This is a genomic window from Variovorax sp. W2I14 (genome assembly GCF_050435205.1).
Taxonomy (GTDB): Bacteria; Pseudomonadota; Gammaproteobacteria; order Burkholderiales; family Burkholderiaceae_C; genus Variovorax; species Variovorax paradoxus_C.
This window is the reverse complement of record NZ_JBNDJX010000001.1, coordinates 1,512,492-1,528,074: the sequence shown is the minus strand read 5'-3', so window position 1 is coordinate 1,528,074 and position 15,583 is coordinate 1,512,492. Positions and strand designations below refer to the sequence as shown.

The window sequence follows — 15,583 nt, the reverse complement described above, 5'->3', positions numbered from 1 at the left end:
GCAGTGACTGTGGCGCGTGCGAGACCTTCTCCCTGCTAGGCCGCGCCCGCATTTTTCATGGTGGCGTGGCGCCGCCGGTAGTCGCGCGGCGTCATCTGCAGGTCGCGAACGAAGGCTCTGCGCATCACCTCCTGGGATCCGTAGCCGCACTGCCCAGCGATGGTCTTGAGGGGGAGTGGGCTCGTCTCGAGCAGACGGCAGGCGGCATCGAGGCGGATCTGCTGTAGGCCCCGTCCGGGCGAGAGCCCCGTCGCGCGCTCGTAGAAGCGTGCGAAGGAGCGCGTGGACATGTGGACCTTCTGCGCCAACCGGGCCACGCTGAGGTTCTCCTGCAGATGTGCCCCGATCCACAGATGCAATGTGCCGATCCGAACGTCGCTCGCTGGCGGCTCGATCGGCACCCGGTGGCGACGTGGCATGCCGTGGCGACGGCTGCGTGGCACGGCAAAGCGCGCGGCGAGCATGTCCGCAAACGCGGCACCTCGGTCCTGCGCGATCCACGACAACACCAGGTCTTTCGCCTGGTCCGGTTCGATGACCCGCCAGTCATGCGCTGTGGTGCAGGCAGCGCGGTCTGCGCGCTGCCCAATGCGCGGTGCCGGCGCCGCCGCACGGCCTTGTCGCCGCACGGCGTGGACGCCCGGCGCACGCGGCAGCAAAGCTCGGGCGCCCAGGACGGCGCAGCGGCACAGCTGCCTCCGGTTGCGGGAGAGCCATTCGCGCAGGCGCCGCACGCCTGCCGGCTCCGCCGAGCCCGGATCGGGCTCGCCACTGATGAAGAGCGTGCTCGCCCGACCGACGAGCCGATGCGGCAATGCACGCGTCGAGAGTGCCACGCCACTTGAACTCAGGGCGTGGCCGCCCGTTGCCGAGGCCAGTCGAACGTCGTAGCCGCCGAGCTTGCCGGGTGTCCTGCGCAAGGCGGCGTTGGCGGCCTTGAAGACCGCGAGCATGCGGATGATGTCGAGAAGAAGGAATCCGGGAAGCAGCAGGAACCAGACCTTGTGCATCATGAGGAGCCACCGTAGCGAGGATCAATCCGGAATCTCACAACGCTGCGCCGCACCGCGCCAGTGCGCGAAGCGGAGCTCGCGAGATTGGCAGAAATGGTGGTGAATTTTGCCTCCGGGCTCGGCAGGGCGCTTCTAGACTGTCGCACCCTTGCCTCCATCACATGCTGAGTGGCCGCCGGGTGCAAGCAGCAGGCCCGCCGACTCGCTCGCGAAAAAGGCGGGGGGTGCCGACGATGCAGGAAACGCACCTATGAACGATTGGACCCAGGATGTTCTCGGTCGGTTGAACCAGGCAAGCGAGCCGTCGGAGGTGCTCGCGCAGATCAGCCTGGCAAGCAGGCACCTCGGCTTCGAGCACTGCGCCTACGGGCTGCGCACGCTCGTGCCCTTCACCCGACAGAAGACCTTGATGTTCAGCACGTACGACGAGCAGTGGAACCGCCGTTACATCGATGCCGGATACCTCCAGGTCGATCCCACGGTCGCTCACGGCGTGCACAGCGGCACGCCCGTGGTCTGGGACAACGACGTCTTCCGGAACGCCCCGCAGATGTGGGACGAAGCGCGCTCGTTCGGCCTGCGCGTTGGCTGGGCGCAATCGGTCTTCGAGCCCGATGCGCGGGTCGGCATGCTGACGCTTGCGAGGTCGGGCGAACCGCTGACGGCCGCGGAGATGCTTGCCAAGGACCTCTTGCTGCAGTGGCTGGTCCATACCGCCCACCGCGCGTTCTGCCGCCTCCTGGGCGGCAGCCCGCTCGAGGGGATCGAGCCGCTGAGCGGACGACAGGTCGAGGTGCTGCGCTGGACGGGCGATGGCAAGACGAGCGACGCGATCGCATCGATCCTCAGCATCTCGAAACCCACGGTCGAGTTTCATTTGCAGAACGCCATGGCCAGATTGGGCGCGCCCACCAAGAGTGCGGCCGTGGCGTTCGCATCACGGCTCGGGCTCCTGAACTGAGTGCCGGCTTGCGGGGGGCGCACTAGCCCGGCAGCGGGGACTCAACCGACCGCGTCGACGTGCCGGTCGTGACGCGGACACCAGCTCGCGTCCACATCGATGAAACAGGCAAAGAGTTGCTGGCCCTCGATCAGCACCGGTGGCGCCGCGCGGTGCACGGACAGGCCCGTGCGACGCAGGATGCGCTCGATGCCCAGTGGCGAGGCGCTGATGAGTCGCCGTCCGCCATGCTTGGCCACGGTCCGCATCGCAACGCTCAGCATGTCCAGCGAGAGCGACCAGCCATGTGGACTGTCAAGCGCGCCGAGCCGCATCCAATCGGCAGCGGCAAATCGCGACAGTTCCCAGACGTCGGGCGAGCACGGCGCGGGCGTGTCGCCGAGCAGTTGAGGAAAGACACTCGCGAGCAGATAGGGTCGGTGTGTCGGCAAGAGGCGGCTCGTGCCGACAATCTCGCCGTCCGGATTTCGCGCGATCAGATAGATGGTGTCCTTCCGGTCGAATTCGTCCAGTTCCAGCCGGCCGCGCGTAGCGAGCTTCCAGCCCAGCTTCTCGACGAAAATCTCGTGCCGGTAGCGCGCCATGTCGAACAGCACATCTGCCGTGAAAGAGTCGATCGTTCCCGCAATGATCTCCATGAGGTCACCTCGTTGAATGAGGCCCGCATTACAGCGTGATGACAGGCGCGGGGACACTGTCAGAGTTGATAGGGCGGTAGGCGTCGCGACGAGCGCTCCATCGACTGCCTGCGACACCGTGGCACGGGACAGTTCGGACTTTTTACCTACGGCCGCCGCGCGGTCCAGACGGTGAAGGCGCCGGCCGCGACGATCAGCAGCACGCCGACGGCAGCCTGGGGACGAGGCATGTCGCCCCAGATCGCGTATCCCAGCAGCAGGGCCCAGACGATCAGGCTGTAGCGAAAAGGTGTGACGATCGAGAGATCGACGCCGCGGCAGGCGACGATGAGCGCGTAGTTGCCCAGCGCCGCGCAAGCTGCAGCCGCTGCGAGCATGCCGAGCTCGTACCGCGTGAGTGCCGTCCAGCGTTCCGCAAGGCTCAGCAGCAGGCCCGCCAAGCACACGGCCAGCGTGGTCGCGACCGCGATGGTCGACGAAGGGATCGTGGCGGGAATACGCCGCGTCACAAGGTCGCGCGCTGCCAACGAGGCGGCGCACAACAGCGCACAGGCCAGACCGGCCGTGGGGACATCCGGCCGCGCGGTCGGATGGATGACCAGCAGTACGCCACCAAACCCCCCGGCAGCAGCCAACAGACGCCCGCCGCGCCAGGGCTCCCAGCGCAAGGCCATCGCAGTGGCAGCAATCATCAGCGGCGCGGTCATCATCAGCGTGCTCACCGTGGAAAGCGGCACCATCGACAGAGCGACCACGGAGGCGAGGGCGGTCGTGATCTCGAGCCCGCAGCGCACTCCGACGAGCGGACGCACAGCCGATCGCCAGCCGCCCCGCGCCCCGCGGGCGATGGCCACGACGAAGAGGGTCGCGAATGCACCACGCACGGCAAGAACCTGCCCGGGCGGCAGGCTTTGCGCGACCAGCTTCACGAAGACATCGTTGAGGACGTAGCAACCCATGGCCACCAGCATGAGCAGGATGCCCCGGCGATTGGCCTGTGCGCTAGCCATGAGCGGGCGGCGGCGGCGGGTTGGTGTGCGGAGCCATAGGGTCGGATGCCGGCTCCTGGAGCACCGATGCGCCTGCGACATTTGCATCCGCGCCCGTCCCTGGCCGCGTGCCCAGCGGCGCACCGCAGCGCCTGAGAACATCCCACAGCGCCTGTGCCTTCAGAACGATCTCGTCGACTTCGGCATCGGGATCGGACATCGCGACGATGGCGCCACCGGCACCGATGGAGATCCGGCCGTTGGCCGACACCAGCGTACGGATCACGATGTTGAGCTGGGCCGCGCCGTCGAGCGACAGGTAGCCGATGCTGCCGGAGTAGATGCCGCGGGCAGCCTCCTCGAATTCGTCCAGGATCTTCATCGTGCGCACCTTGGGCGCACCGGTCATGGAGCCGCCCGGGAACGCGGCGCGCACACAGTCGACCGTTCCGAGGTCAGCACGCAATCTGCCGCGGATGGTGCTGACCAGCTGGTGCACGGTGGCATAGGTTTCGACCGCGAACAGGCTCGGCACGTGAACGCTGTCGACTTCGCAGACACGATTGAGGTCGTTGCGCAGCAGGTCGACGATCATCAGGTTTTCCGCGCGGGTCTTCTCGTCGGCGACCATGGCGTCCGCGATCGCTTCGTCCTCGGCCGGCGTCGCGCCGCGCGCTGCGGTCCCCTTGATGGGCTTCGATTCCACCTCCCGATCGCCGGAGATGCGCAGGAAGAGCTCGGGCGAGGCGCACAGCACGGCATAGCCGCCGATGCGCAGGTAGGCCGCATAGGGCGCCGGATTGTGCTTGCGCAGGACCCGATAGACCTCCAGCGGTCGGATGCGTCCTTCGCCAACCAACTGGTTCGTGAGGCAGACTTCGTAGGTCTCGCCCTGCAGGATCTCGTGCTGGCAGCGCAGGATGAGATCCCGGTAGGTGGCCAGGTCTACCCGCCAGGCCAATGAACGCAGTTCGTGCGCCGCATCTGCGCCGTCCTCCGGCGCCGCCACCTGTGGGGCTTCCAGCCGCTCGCGCATGTCCTGCATCCAGCGGCGATTTTCATTGCATGGCGCATCCTCATCGAGGCAGACGATCCACACCTGCTGCTCGAGATGGTCGAAGGCAAGAAAGCGGTCGGCGAGGATCCACATCGCGTCCGGGGTGTCCGCGTCGTGGGCGCGTGCACCGTCGAGCTCGCGTTTGAGTTCGTAGCCGAAGTAGCCCACGAAGCCACAGGCGAAGTCGAAGGGAAGCTTCGGGCCTGCTGGCGACCGGCCCGGGAGGTGGTCGCGCAGATAGTCGAAGATGCTTTCGTCGCGCACCTGGACGACGTCGCCCCGGCGCACCATCAGTTCGCGCGGCGCGGTGCGATAGTTCAGTACCTGGGTGCGCGGACCGCTGGCGTCGCCCATGAAGGAGAAGCGCGCCCGCCCGGCTTCGGCGAGACTGCTGTCCAGCCAGAAAGCGCAATCGCTGTATGCGAAGGTGCTCATGAACACGGCCTCGGCGTCCGCCGCGGTGTCGATGCACTCCGCGTGCAGCGACAACGCCTGCGGACCATCAAGGTGCAGTGCGGGTCCGAAGCGATCCCGTGCCTCGCGTCGCGGTGCCTGCGCGAGCCATTCCAGCGTCAAGTCCCTGAAGTTGCGCAGCAGCCGCGCGCCGAATTCGGTGCAGATCGACTCCGGATGGAACTGCACCCCCCACCAAGGCAGCGAGACGTGGCGCAATCCCATCAATGTGCCGTCGGACGTCCATGCGAGCGGTTCCAGGGAGGAGGGCAGTTGCGTGACCGCGAGGGAGTGGTAGCGCACCGCCTCGAAACGGTCTGGAATGCCGGCGAAGAGATCGCGTTGCGCGTGCGACACACGATCGAGGCGCCCGTGCATCGGCCGCACCGCCAAGTCGACGCGGGCGCCGCAGTGATGGGCGATGGCCTGGTGCCCGAGGCAGACGCCGAGCACGGGTTTGCGGGAACGCTGCAGCGCGTCGGCCGAGATGCCGAGGTCGGCGCGTCGCTGCGGACGCCCGGGCCCCGGCGAAATCACGATGTTGTCGAAGTGCATGCGCTCGACCTCGTCCCAGTGCATCTCGTTGTTGCGCAGCACGATCGGCGGTTCACCGTTGCAGGCCGCCAGATACTGGTAGAGGTTGTAGGTGAAAGAGTCGTAGTTGTCGATCAGCAGCGTGCGCATGGAATGCTCCTTGGCGGTAGGCAGGGCTGTGCATCGTTGAAGATCCGGACCGGCCTCACAACTGCGCAATGTGCTAGTTGCTCGGCGTGGGATGCCTTGCCGAAGGGGGCGACAGGTCCCTGGTAGATCAGTGCACCCATCCTCTTCCCTGAACCTCGATCGCGATATGCAGGAACGTCGCCCACGCGGTTTCGCTGTAAAGAGGAGCAGAGGCGGTCCTTCAATGCCCGCTTAGGATGCACAGCCAACGCTGGGTCACGGGCCGGCACAGGTCTGATGCAGCGCTGAGGCGCTTTCGGAAGTGAGACGCCGCGCGCCATCCGGCCATCCCGTCAGCTTTCAGAAGCCTCTCAAAAGTCACAGTTGTCCAAGGTGGCACCTCGTCGCACGCTAGAAGCAAATCCATGCGGAAGACGATCTGAAAAGAGGCTGCCGCTGGGTTGAACAGCGATTTTCGAGCCCTACGCAGTGCACTTTTTGCTCTTGCCTGGGCCCTGGTTCTGCTTCCATTCGGCGCTTCAAGCGAGGCACTTCTTCTCAAACAATGCGCGGCTTGAAAGCACGGCAACCATGAAGGATCTGTCATGCAACTCGAACACCATGTCAACCCTCGCGAACTTGGCCCACAGCCTGTCGGCGCTCCTGCGTTCTTCCGCATGGCTGACGTGATTCGCATCACTGCATTGAGTCGCGCCACCGTGTATCGAAGAATTGCCGAAGGCAAGTTCCCGCCACCTGTACATCTGGGAGTGCGCGCCTGTCGTTGGCCGCGCGCCGCGCTTCAGCAGTGGATTGAGGATCCGGAGAGATATTCGAACCCACCCGAATCGCCGATGGCTTGAGTCAGGTGCATGCGCCGATGCGGTCGATCCAATAAGCGCTGCGCAACATTGATGCGGATCGCCTCGGACGGCCCTTGTCTCGGATAGGGCAGGACATTCACGCGGTCTGCGGCCACGTTTCGGACTGGGCCGCAGACTGATGCTCAGTCCTTGAAGACTGGGACCGTGCCGCTGGCGCTTCGTCGATTGCCCGCGGCGATCAGGAGCCGCCGCAGGCGTTCGATGTTGGCCTCACCCTTCGCCAGTGAGTCCGCGGAGGTGTGGACGGAATAGCTCCCGATATGCAAATCATGGGGATGCGGTGTTGCGGAGCCGATCACGAAGATTGCGTCGCCACTTGAGCTGGCCTTCAGGTCGATGCGCTGATCTGTCTGCTCAAAAATGACCATCTCGCCAGCATCGGCTGGCGTGTCCCCGATCAAATGACCGCTTGAGACTGCCAGCCAGGCGAGCGGCTCTGTCGGAGGTGGCATGAACGTCCATTCGGTGCCAGCGGCCAGCCTCACCAGGAGGTAAGTCACGCCCTCAGGGGCGCGAGCTGGGCTGCGGACGCCTTCATAGCTGCCGAGAATCACGTGCGCGGGTCCGACAGTCGGCACATGCTCGGCTTCAACGTACTGGCTGTCTACGGCCTCGTGCTCAAGGTCTGGACGCAACGCAATCCAGAGCTGAAATCCCCGTGCTTTCGCAGTCGTCCCACCGGACAGCTCTTTACCGTGCCACACGCCGTTGCCCGCGCGCATCCACTCGAAGCCGCCGAAACCGATGTGACCTGTTCCGTCTGCTGGATCGTCGAATCGCAGGCCTCCGTCGGTGATGACAGTGATCGTTGCAAGTCCCGAATGCGGATGAATGGAGAAGCCTGCTCGCGGGTCATGGAGGTCGAGGTCAAACAGGTCGAGAAACACATAGGGCTTGAGGACGTGACCAAGGTCCGATGGGCTCATCAACCGGGTGACCGGACCGTGCGTATGGCCCCGCGTCCTGAAGGTGACGCGGCGAAAGTTGGCGTTGACAGAAGTCGGCAGATCGTTGGGTGAGTTCATGGCTTTCTCGATTCAAGCTGTCGCTGCCATTGCGGCGCAAGGCAAATCCCGAGACTCTCGGGATTTGTAGGCATGCGTGAGCGGACTTGGTCGCAGGCAGCTCGCGTTTCTTTACATGCCCGGCGTGACCGACTTTCCCGCAGACGCGAGGAGCTGCACTTCCCAGGCATATGCGATGCCACTGCCGCCGCCGTGCTCGGCCATCACGCCTGCCAACTCGACCGCGGTTTGTTCTCGGGCCCAGTCGCGCTGCCACTCGCTGACGACGGCCATCCAGGTGATGGGGACCGCACCGGCCTGGACCAATCGGCGGACGGCCATATCGTGGGATTCGGCCGAGACTCCACCCGATGCGTCGGTCACGACAAAGACTTCATAACCTTCGCCTAGCGCCTGAATCGCCGGTTGCGCCAAGCAGACCTCCGTCCACAGCGCCGCCAAGACGAGCTGCTTGCGGCCGCTCTTCTTCACGATGTCCGTGACATGCGGATCCTGCCAGGTGTTGATCCATGTGCGGTTGATCGGCTTCTGGTCGGGGTATACATCCTGCAGCTGCTTGATGATGTAGCCACCGCGTTCTTCAATCACAGTCGTGAGAATGGTTGGCACATTGAAGACCTTTGCTCCCTTGGCCAGGCCGACGACGTTGTTGACGATCGTTGTTGCGTCGTGGCTGTTCAAGTTGGTGAACTGATAAGGCTGATGGTCGATGAGAACGACGATGCTGTCTTCAGGGCGAAGCAGTGCGTTGAGACCCGTTTTGGACATGGGAAAACTCCTTGAAGTACTTGACGCCTTCGCATCGTTGAGGAATTGAAGGGCTCGGAGAGAGGATGCTGCCAAGGCCGACGTAGGCCGTCACTGTCGGAACTTGCGGCTGACAGTTCGAATTGCTCACTTGACGGCCGACCAGCCGAGTCCGGCCCGAGCACAGGCAGGCAGTTCCCCGGATCGAAGGTGTGCCTCAGCCAGACCCGTTTGCCGCGGCGGCGACCTAGTGTCTGGCGACGGCCGCCGCGGAGATCGAAGCACTGTCCATGAGCGAATCGTGCTGCCACCGTCAAGAACGATCAGTGACTGTGTGGAAGCAAGACGGCAGCATCCTCCTCCTCAACGCACACCTCGGCGAAGTTCAACCCGTTGATCGACATTTGGCGCGTCGCGGTGTTCTTTCAAATTCATCGATGAGGAATGGCAGTGAAGTTGATACTCGTGATTGGACTGATGGTGGCGAATGGCTTGACCCACGCCCATGCACAAGCCAGGCAGGATGCCCCCGGCGCGGACCTGATCGTGCACAACGCCAAGATCTTCACCGGCAATCCGGCACAGCCCGCGGCGTCCGCCGTGGCCGTCAAAAGCGGCCGTATCTACTCGGTCGGCACGGATGCCGAGGTGCTGGCTTTGAAGAACTCAAACACCCGACTCATCGATTCCGGCGGCCGGCGGCTCATCCCGGGCATCATCGATGCCCACACCCACGTCCTCAACGAAGGCGGATACAACTACACCCTGCGATGGGAAGGCGTTCCAACGCTGCGCCGGGCCCTGTCGATGCTCAGCGAGCAAGCCAGACGAACGCCGGAAGGCCACTGGGTCAAGGTGATTGGCGGCTGGTCTCCCTACCAGTTCGAAGAGAAGCGCTTTCCCACAATGGACGAACTCCGGAAGGCCGTCCCCGATCGCCCGTTGATCGTGCAGTACGCCTACAACCGCGCGTTCCTGAACCAGCAGGCGATGGATGCCCTCGGCGCGGGCACCGAGAAGTTCCCCCAATTGCCGGGTACCGAACTTGAAAAGGACGCGCAGGGCAGGTACACCGGCGTAGTCCATGGCTACACGTTCACGTTCATCGCCATGGAGGCCATGGTCCCCCAGCTCTCCTTCGACGAGGAGGTCAGTTCCCTGGTGCAGACGATTCATAGTCTCAACCGCGTCGGCGTCACTTCCATAGTCGATGCGGGGACGGGATTCCGCGGCTATCCCAAGGCCGTGCCTACCGTGAATGCTCTAGCCCGCGACAATCGCCTCAACATCCGCATGCCCTTCGTGGACATCCAATTCGGGGAGGGCGCCGACTTCAACGTGGTGGACGCGCAGATCACGGCAATCACGAAGACTGCGCCGATCAGTCCCGGGCACAACCTGCACCCGCACCTCGCCCATGGCCACGCCTACCAGGGAGCTGGCGAGTTGCTTTCGGTGGAAGTGCACGACCACGAGAACTTCGACCGCCCGGCGGTCATCATCGAGCCGCACAAGATGCGGGAACTGGTGGAGCGGGACATTTCCAAGCTGGTCCAACGGCGCATTCCTTTCCGCGAGCACATCACCTACGACGAGAACATCACGCCTTTCCTCGATGCGCTCGAGAAACTCAACGAGAAGATGCCGCTCGATGGTCTGCGGTGGAGCATCGAACACGCCGAGACCATCAGTCCCGCAAACGTCGCAAGGGTCAAGGCGCTCGGCGGCGGCATCGCTCTGGACGCCAAGATGGCGCTGCACGGCGAGGCCTTCATCAAGACCCACGGTCGCGACAAGGCATTGCTGACCCCACGCCTGCGCCAGCTTGTCGACAGCGGCATCCCCCTGGCGATGACCACGGACGCATTCCGCGCGGCCTCGTTCAATCCCTGGGTCGGCATCAGCTGGATGGTGTCGGGGAAGTCGGTCTCCGGGGCCGAAGTGCTGGCCAAGGACAACCGCCTGTCGCGCGCCGAAGCGTTGAGGCTGTTCACTCGCAATGCGGCGTGGTTCCTGAACGCCGAAGCCGAGATGGGCATGATCGCCCCCGGCCACCTCGCCGACTTCGCGCTGCTGGACAGGGACTACTTTGCTGTTGCGGAATCCCAGATCAAATCCATTTCCTCGGTCTTGACGGTCATGGATGGTCGGGTGGTATACGGCGCTCAGGGCTACCAGTCGCTGTCGCCGGCATTGCCCGAGATACTGCCCGCCTGGTCGCCCATCAAACACTTTGGCGGCTATCACCACGCTCAGTGAAGTCATCAGACCAAGCAAGCCCGGACCGGTAAGTTGTCGTGCCGATGTGCCACATCGTGTGAAGCACGTCCCGGCGCACGTCGTGAGCGTTCTTCGCGGGCCGCATGGAAAGTTCCTATCCCTTACCGGGGCACTGAAAGGATACTGATATGAAAGCGATCGTTCTGAAGAAGTTTGGCGGGCCTGACAGCTTCGAGCTGCAGGAGGTGGCAGTTCCTGAAGCCGGGGCGGGCGAATTGTTGGTGCGTGTGCTCGCCACAGCCATCAACCCGCTCGATTACCAAATCCGCCGGGGCGACTATCCGGCATATGTCCCCCTTCCCGCCGTCATCGGCCATGACGTCTCCGGCGTCGTGGAAAAGGTGGGCCCCGGCGTGGCCGACTTCGCAGTGGGGGACGAGGTGTTCTACACGCCGCAGATCTTTGGTCCGAAAGGAGGCTCCTACGCTCAGTACAACGTCGTGGCTGAGGCGCTGGTGACCCGAAAGCCTGCCAACTTGACGCACGAAGAAGCGGCCTCCACGACCCTCGTCGGAGGGACGGCCTGGGAGGCCCTTGTCACGCGAGCCAGATTGCATCCGGCCGAGTCTGTGTTGATCCATGGCGGAGCTGGCGGTGTTGGCTCCATCGCGATTCAACTCGCCAAGGCGATGGGCGCAACTGTGTTCACGACTTGCAGGACCGGAGATCTGGCGTTCGTTCGCGAGCTGGGTGCAGACCACGCCATCGACTTCACCAGCCAGGACTACGTCCAGGAGATCGCCGGCCTGACGGGGAAGAAGGGCGTGAACGTGGTCTTCGACACGATCGGCGGGACGACTTTGAGCCAGTCGCCTCATGTGCTCAGCGACGGGGGCCGTGTCGTGTCGATCGTCGACCTGGCCACGCCCCAAAACCTTGTCGCGGCATGGGGCGTGAACGCCGAATACCACTTTGTCTTCACTCGCCAGAATCGGGGCAAACTGCTCGCGCTCAAGACGCTGCTAGAGAGCGGCCGGATCCGCCCGATCATCGGTGCGACCTTCTCGCTCGACCAGATTCCGCAGGCGCACACGGTCCTCGAGCGCCGTGAAGTCGACGGCAAGCCGTTCCACGGAAAAGTGGTGATCTCCGTTGCTTGATCGGCGCATGCACCTGCGGGTCGGGCACTTTCGATCTGCCAGCCACGGGCAAGGAGTCGCTTGGTGCTAACGACCGAAGAAGTTCTTGCGAGCCACGAGGCTGCGCTCCGTGAGCAGAACCCCGCCAAGATCTCGGCCCACTACGCGAAGGACGCCGTGGCGATCATCAATGGCACCACGTACCGTGGCCCACAAGAGATCGCGCACTTCTATGCGACGCTGATCGATGATCTCCCCGACGCTATATGGAGGACCGATGTCGCCGTGATTCACCAAGACCTGGCGTATGTGGAATGGGCATGTGAATCTGCGGCTTCAAGCATCAACTTCGGAGCCGACACCTTCGTGGTGACGAACGGATTTGTCACGCGACAGACGGCGAGCTTCTCAATCATCCTGGACAGCAATAGCGCGCAAGCGTCCGGCGAACGCGGCCTTGAAGCAGCGCGCGTTAGTTCGTTGACAGCGCCATGCCAGCCCGAGTGAAGAGATCCTCTTCTTCCTGCACGGTGGGAGGTGGTCAGCGTACCTGGCTACCTTCGAGTCTTCCAGGGTGTCCACTTGATCGGACACCATCCCTGCTGCAACGACGGAAGCATTCATGAAGGGAGGGATATCCGCTGACTAGGTAACGGAGACTTCATGGTCGAAGTCTGGAAACAGCCTGAAGTAGTCCGTCAGCATCTCCGTCAGCACCCTGATCTTCCGCGCGGGATGCTGACCTGGCGGGCGCACAACGTAGGCGCCTGCTGGCCTGGTTGGATGTTTTGGCATGATCACCACCAGCGCGCCGGAGGCCAGATGGGGGCGTGTGAGTCCAAGAGGCAAGTATCCAATGCCTAATCCTGCCACGGCCGCGGCGACGAGAGCAATTCCGTTGTCAGCTTTGAAGCGGCCCTGCGGTCGAACGGATACGACTACGTTTCCATCCATCAACTGCCAGGTTTCCGTGCCCTGCATCAGCGCTTCGTGGTCGAGGAGTTCGTCCAGCGTCTGAGGCGCGCCGTGCGCGTTGATGTAGGCAGGGCTTGCGACCAGACTCCCGTTCACAGGTCCAACATAGCGAGCGACAAGGCTGGAGTTCGGAAGATGGCCAACGCGAATGGCGCAGTCATACCCTTCAGCAACCAGGTCGACGAACCGGTCGGTGTAGCAGGTCTGGATATGAAGCTGAGGATGACGATTGGCCATCTCGGCGAGTACTGGTGCGAAGTGGGTTGGACCGAAAGACAGCGGCGCCGCGACGCGTAGTCGTCCGCGAAGCTCCCCGGCGGGCAGCATCGTCTCCTGGGCAACATCTATCTCCGCACACACCCTGGCTGCATGGTCACGAAACGCCGCACCAGCCTCGGTGAGGGATGCGCCTCGCGTTGTGCGAGCGAGCAACTGAACGCCCAACTCCGCCTCAAGCCGAATGAGCCGTCGGCTGACGATGGACTTAGCGACGCCGAGACGGGCGGCGGCCGCCGTGATGCCTCCCGCGTCGGCAACTTCTACAAAGGTTCTTAGTTCTTCGATATCCACCAGCGTTCCTGGTTCTGCGACATTGATGCGCAGATTATGGGTCTACCGTGCCACGAAATGGCGTGCGAACATGGTCACCAAGCAGGCTTCGGCGGTGTCGGCGTCTCGAGATACGAAAGATCAGGTCGTCACTAGGCACAGATGATTTGCGCATCGCTGCGAGGTAGTTGCCCACTCTTTCTGACGTGGCACTGAGCCCGCGTCGTTCAGGGAACCTGTTGATCCAGGCGCGCTGCGAGGTGCTTGCGTGGCGATGGACCTTTTCAACTCGACGGCCAGCGCATGTTCGCCGTCGAGGGAGCGCGACTCCCTACTCGGCAGCAGGCCGCGGACCTCAGCCGTGGCTTTAGTGAATGGTTGGTCGAGCAATGTTCGGCGGCCTATCGGTCGAACCAGGTAAACAAGACGCGCCTTGGCGTGAGTCGAAAGCAGTCTCATACGTATGTTGAACGAATTTGAACTTCCTGAGAACGTGGCCACGGTGAAGCTGTCCACTCGTTGCTGGAATGGCATGCATGTCAGTCTGACTGAATACAACTGCACGGGCAGCGTCTTGTTTCAACTGGAGAAAAATCAAGACTCCACTCGAATTGGCGCTGAACTCGAATACGTCGGGCGGCACCGCGCTGAGCTCAGGTCGGCACCCCACATACCCAATCCAATTGCCTACAGGCCTCGCCCCATCTATTTCGCACCGGCGGAGATGGAGCTGTGGGGACATTCGGGAGATGCCTGCTTTCTCAAGTGCGGCGGGATCACCTTCGACGCGGACATGCTCCAGGAACGCCTGGGAATATCTGACTCAACAGAATCAATCGATGCTCCTCGGCTCCGCTTCTCTGATGACCGGTTGTGGACGTTGATCAAGTTGCTTACAGAAGCGATTGATGACTCTGACCCTACCGCTCAGCTATATGGAGACTCGCTGACTACAGCAATTGCAGCCAGGCTTTTCGAACGTCCCAAAGAGGTCAAAGGAAGCGAGCGCGGGCTGTCAGCGATTCAACTTAAAGATGCAATAAGCTATCTCGAGGCGAAGATGCCGGCGAGAGTGGACCTTGCCACACTTGCCAAACTGGCCGGTTTGTCACTGTCGCACTACAGCCGCGCCTTCAAGGCGTCGACTGGTCTGGCACCGTATCAATGGCAGCTGCGGGCTCGTGTAGAGCGAGCCCAGGAACTGCTGGTGAACACCAATTGGTGCCTGCAGGATATTGCCGACGCCACCGGCTTTGCGGACGCGGTTCACTTTGGTCGGACATTCCGCAAAATGACCGGTGCCACTCCGGCTGCATGGCGGATGGACCGGCTCACTTAACGAGACTGAAGGCGCCCTTAGCGCCCGACAGGGCCATCCGCGCCTACGCCGCCTCAATGGACGATGCTGTGGCACGGGTCCCAAGCGCACGCATAGGCAAATAGCGCGCCATTTGGCTTCGACCCACGCAACGACGTCGCGCAACAAGCGACCGCTTTCGAGAAGATCGGACGACGGCTCAGGGCCCGAAGCTGCCGGTCGCGAAATCCAAAAGCTGCCGTTCAAGTAGAGTCGGTTTCCGCTCAAGCATCGTTGAACTGCCATGCCAAAAATCATCCACCTCGTAACCTCGGGTATGGGGATAGTTCTTCACTCCCCGTGGGCCACTGCGGATATTGCGCAGGGAGAGGACTTCCTCACCAGCAGCTTCACCAATCCGACAGATGTTGCGGACCTGGTTAACTCCTCCAGAATCGCTGCGTTTTGCACCGGTTCTCCTGGTGCATGGCGCTTGCATCTACGCACCGACCCGCCTGATGACGCCGCCCTAGCTCAAGCCGATTACAAGGTCCGACTGGGCCTCGAGATACGTGATGGCATTTTGCAGATTCGAGACCTTTTCGAGCTGATGTCCTGGGATGCAGATTGCAATGATGACCAGGTGATTCAGTTGAGCGATGGGTTCTACCGAATCACCGCATTCACGTCGCGCCCAGAGAGTGGAATTCTGGGTGATGACCAAGACATCCACCTGCATCTAGAGGCGATCTCCGAGCCCGCACGGTTGGTACACCACGGCGTACCGCAACTCTGCGACTGAGTACTTCGAATGCGCCCATGAAGGGCCGGTCGTGGCCGAGTGTAGCCAGACGAACTGAAGGCACAAAGGGCCCGGAGCGACCTTCGGATCATGCGGGCTTCCACCATCAAACCGACATGGAGTCGAGCATTGCTGGCGCGACGGTCAATTCGCAAAGCATTTCGGCGTCGC

General features: G+C 62.8%; 14 protein-coding genes. 7 read left to right on the top strand and 7 right to left on the bottom strand.

Going from position 1 to position 15,583, the window contains the following annotated elements; all coding sequences use genetic code 11:
* Positions 1 to 35 precede the first annotated feature (35 nt).
* Entirely contained in the window at positions 36 to 1,013 is a 978-nt protein-coding gene (locus QF040_RS07175; RefSeq protein ID WP_429610452.1) for a GlxA family transcriptional regulator, read from the bottom strand.
* 250 nt (positions 1,014 to 1,263) lie between these two features.
* Here QF040_RS07175 and QF040_RS07170 point away from each other — a divergent pair, with 250 nt between their 5' ends.
* Positions 1,264 to 1,974 (top strand): autoinducer binding domain-containing protein, encoded by a 711-nt coding sequence (locus tag QF040_RS07170; RefSeq protein ID WP_429610451.1) that lies wholly within the window; start codon positions 1,264 to 1,266, stop codon positions 1,972 to 1,974.
* A gap of 41 nt (positions 1,975 to 2,015) precedes the next feature.
* On the opposite strand, the gene QF040_RS07165 is transcribed toward QF040_RS07170, so the two are convergent.
* From QF040_RS07165 to pabB, 3 genes are all read right to left on the bottom strand, one after another.
* Entirely contained in the window at positions 2,016 to 2,612 is a 597-nt protein-coding gene (locus tag QF040_RS07165; RefSeq protein ID WP_429610450.1) for an acyl-homoserine-lactone synthase, read from the bottom strand.
* A 146-nt stretch (positions 2,613 to 2,758) separates the two neighbouring features.
* Positions 2,759 to 3,622, bottom strand: a complete 864-nt coding sequence (locus QF040_RS07160; protein WP_429610449.1) for a DMT family transporter — start codon at positions 3,620 to 3,622, stop codon at positions 2,759 to 2,761.
* Positions 3,615 to 5,795, bottom strand: coding sequence for an aminodeoxychorismate synthase component I (gene pabB / locus QF040_RS07155; protein ID WP_429610448.1), 2,181 nt, complete (start codon positions 5,793 to 5,795; stop codon positions 3,615 to 3,617). Before pabB ends, QF040_RS07160 begins: the two co-directional genes overlap by 8 nt.
* A gap of 584 nt (positions 5,796 to 6,379) precedes the next feature.
* Here pabB and QF040_RS07150 point away from each other — a divergent pair.
* Positions 6,380 to 6,637 carry a helix-turn-helix transcriptional regulator gene (locus QF040_RS07150; protein ID WP_429610447.1) on the top strand — a complete coding sequence of 86 codons (258 nt, stop codon included), beginning with the start codon at positions 6,380 to 6,382 and terminating at the stop codon, positions 6,635 to 6,637.
* A 143-nt stretch (positions 6,638 to 6,780) separates the two neighbouring features.
* Here QF040_RS07150 and QF040_RS07145 read toward each other — a convergent pair whose 3' ends face one another.
* Both QF040_RS07145 and QF040_RS07140 read right to left on the bottom strand, forming a co-directional pair.
* Positions 6,781 to 7,683 carry a pirin family protein gene (locus QF040_RS07145; RefSeq protein WP_429610446.1) on the bottom strand — a complete coding sequence of 301 codons (903 nt, stop codon included), beginning with the start codon at positions 7,681 to 7,683 and terminating at the stop codon, positions 6,781 to 6,783.
* 111 nt (positions 7,684 to 7,794) lie between these two features.
* The gene (locus QF040_RS07140; protein ID WP_429610445.1) at positions 7,795 to 8,451 is read right to left on the bottom strand and encodes a hydrolase; all 657 of its coding nucleotides are present in this window, start codon (positions 8,449 to 8,451) and stop codon (positions 7,795 to 7,797) included.
* Between the two features lie 429 nt (positions 8,452 to 8,880).
* On the opposite strand from QF040_RS07140, the gene QF040_RS07135 reads away from it, so the two are divergent.
* The 3 genes from QF040_RS07135 (at position 8,881) to QF040_RS07125 (ending at position 12,296) form a co-directional block, all read left to right on the top strand.
* Entirely contained in the window at positions 8,881 to 10,689 is a 1,809-nt protein-coding gene (locus QF040_RS07135; RefSeq protein WP_429610444.1) for an amidohydrolase, read from the top strand.
* 149 nt (positions 10,690 to 10,838) lie between these two features.
* Positions 10,839 to 11,810, top strand: coding sequence for a zinc-dependent alcohol dehydrogenase family protein (locus tag QF040_RS07130; protein WP_429610443.1), 972 nt, complete (start codon positions 10,839 to 10,841; stop codon positions 11,808 to 11,810).
* Positions 11,811 to 11,873: 63 nt separating this feature from the next.
* Positions 11,874 to 12,296 carry a nuclear transport factor 2 family protein gene (locus QF040_RS07125; protein ID WP_429610442.1) on the top strand — a complete coding sequence of 141 codons (423 nt, stop codon included), beginning with the start codon at positions 11,874 to 11,876 and terminating at the stop codon, positions 12,294 to 12,296.
* Positions 12,297 to 12,434: 138 nt separating this feature from the next.
* Here QF040_RS07125 and QF040_RS07120 read toward each other — a convergent pair whose 3' ends face one another.
* A complete protein-coding gene (locus QF040_RS07120; RefSeq protein WP_429610441.1) occupies positions 12,435 to 13,334 on the bottom strand; it encodes a LysR family transcriptional regulator in 900 nt (299 codons plus the stop codon).
* A 442-nt stretch (positions 13,335 to 13,776) separates the two neighbouring features.
* Between QF040_RS07120 and QF040_RS07115 the strand changes: the two genes are divergently transcribed.
* The gene (locus QF040_RS07115) at positions 13,777 to 14,652 is read left to right on the top strand and encodes a helix-turn-helix domain-containing protein (RefSeq protein ID WP_429610440.1); all 876 of its coding nucleotides are present in this window, start codon (positions 13,777 to 13,779) and stop codon (positions 14,650 to 14,652) included.
* 262 nt (positions 14,653 to 14,914) lie between these two features.
* Complete coding sequence (locus QF040_RS07110; RefSeq protein WP_429610439.1) at positions 14,915 to 15,412, top strand: hypothetical protein; 498 nt, start codon at positions 14,915 to 14,917, stop codon at positions 15,410 to 15,412.
* The last annotated feature ends 171 nt before the right edge of the window (positions 15,413 to 15,583 follow it).

What these genes read in the sequence shown, in the direction of transcription:
- QF040_RS07110 (WP_429610439.1), top strand. Translation starts at nt 14,915, where the DNA reads ATGCCAAAAATCATCCACCTCGTAACCTCGGGTATGGGGATAGTTCTT.
- QF040_RS07115 (WP_429610440.1), top strand. Translation starts at nt 13,777, where the DNA reads ATGTTGAACGAATTTGAACTTCCTGAGAACGTGGCCACGGTGAAGCTG.
- QF040_RS07140 (WP_429610445.1), bottom strand. Translation starts at nt 8,451, where the DNA reads ATGTCCAAAACGGGTCTCAACGCACTGCTTCGCCCTGAAGACAGCATC.
- QF040_RS07145 (WP_429610446.1), bottom strand. Translation starts at nt 7,683, where the DNA reads ATGAACTCACCCAACGATCTGCCGACTTCTGTCAACGCCAACTTTCGC.
- QF040_RS07150 (WP_429610447.1), top strand. Translation starts at nt 6,380, where the DNA reads ATGCAACTCGAACACCATGTCAACCCTCGCGAACTTGGCCCACAGCCT.
- QF040_RS07170 (WP_429610451.1), top strand. Translation starts at nt 1,264, where the DNA reads ATGAACGATTGGACCCAGGATGTTCTCGGTCGGTTGAACCAGGCAAGC.
- pabB (WP_429610448.1), bottom strand. Translation starts at nt 5,795, where the DNA reads ATGCGCACGCTGCTGATCGACAACTACGACTCTTTCACCTACAACCTC.
- QF040_RS07175 (WP_429610452.1), bottom strand. Translation starts at nt 1,013, where the DNA reads ATGATGCACAAGGTCTGGTTCCTGCTGCTTCCCGGATTCCTTCTTCTC.
- QF040_RS07165 (WP_429610450.1), bottom strand. Translation starts at nt 2,612, where the DNA reads ATGGAGATCATTGCGGGAACGATCGACTCTTTCACGGCAGATGTGCTG.
- QF040_RS07160 (WP_429610449.1), bottom strand. Translation starts at nt 3,622, where the DNA reads ATGGCTAGCGCACAGGCCAATCGCCGGGGCATCCTGCTCATGCTGGTG.
- QF040_RS07130 (WP_429610443.1), top strand. Translation starts at nt 10,839, where the DNA reads ATGAAAGCGATCGTTCTGAAGAAGTTTGGCGGGCCTGACAGCTTCGAG.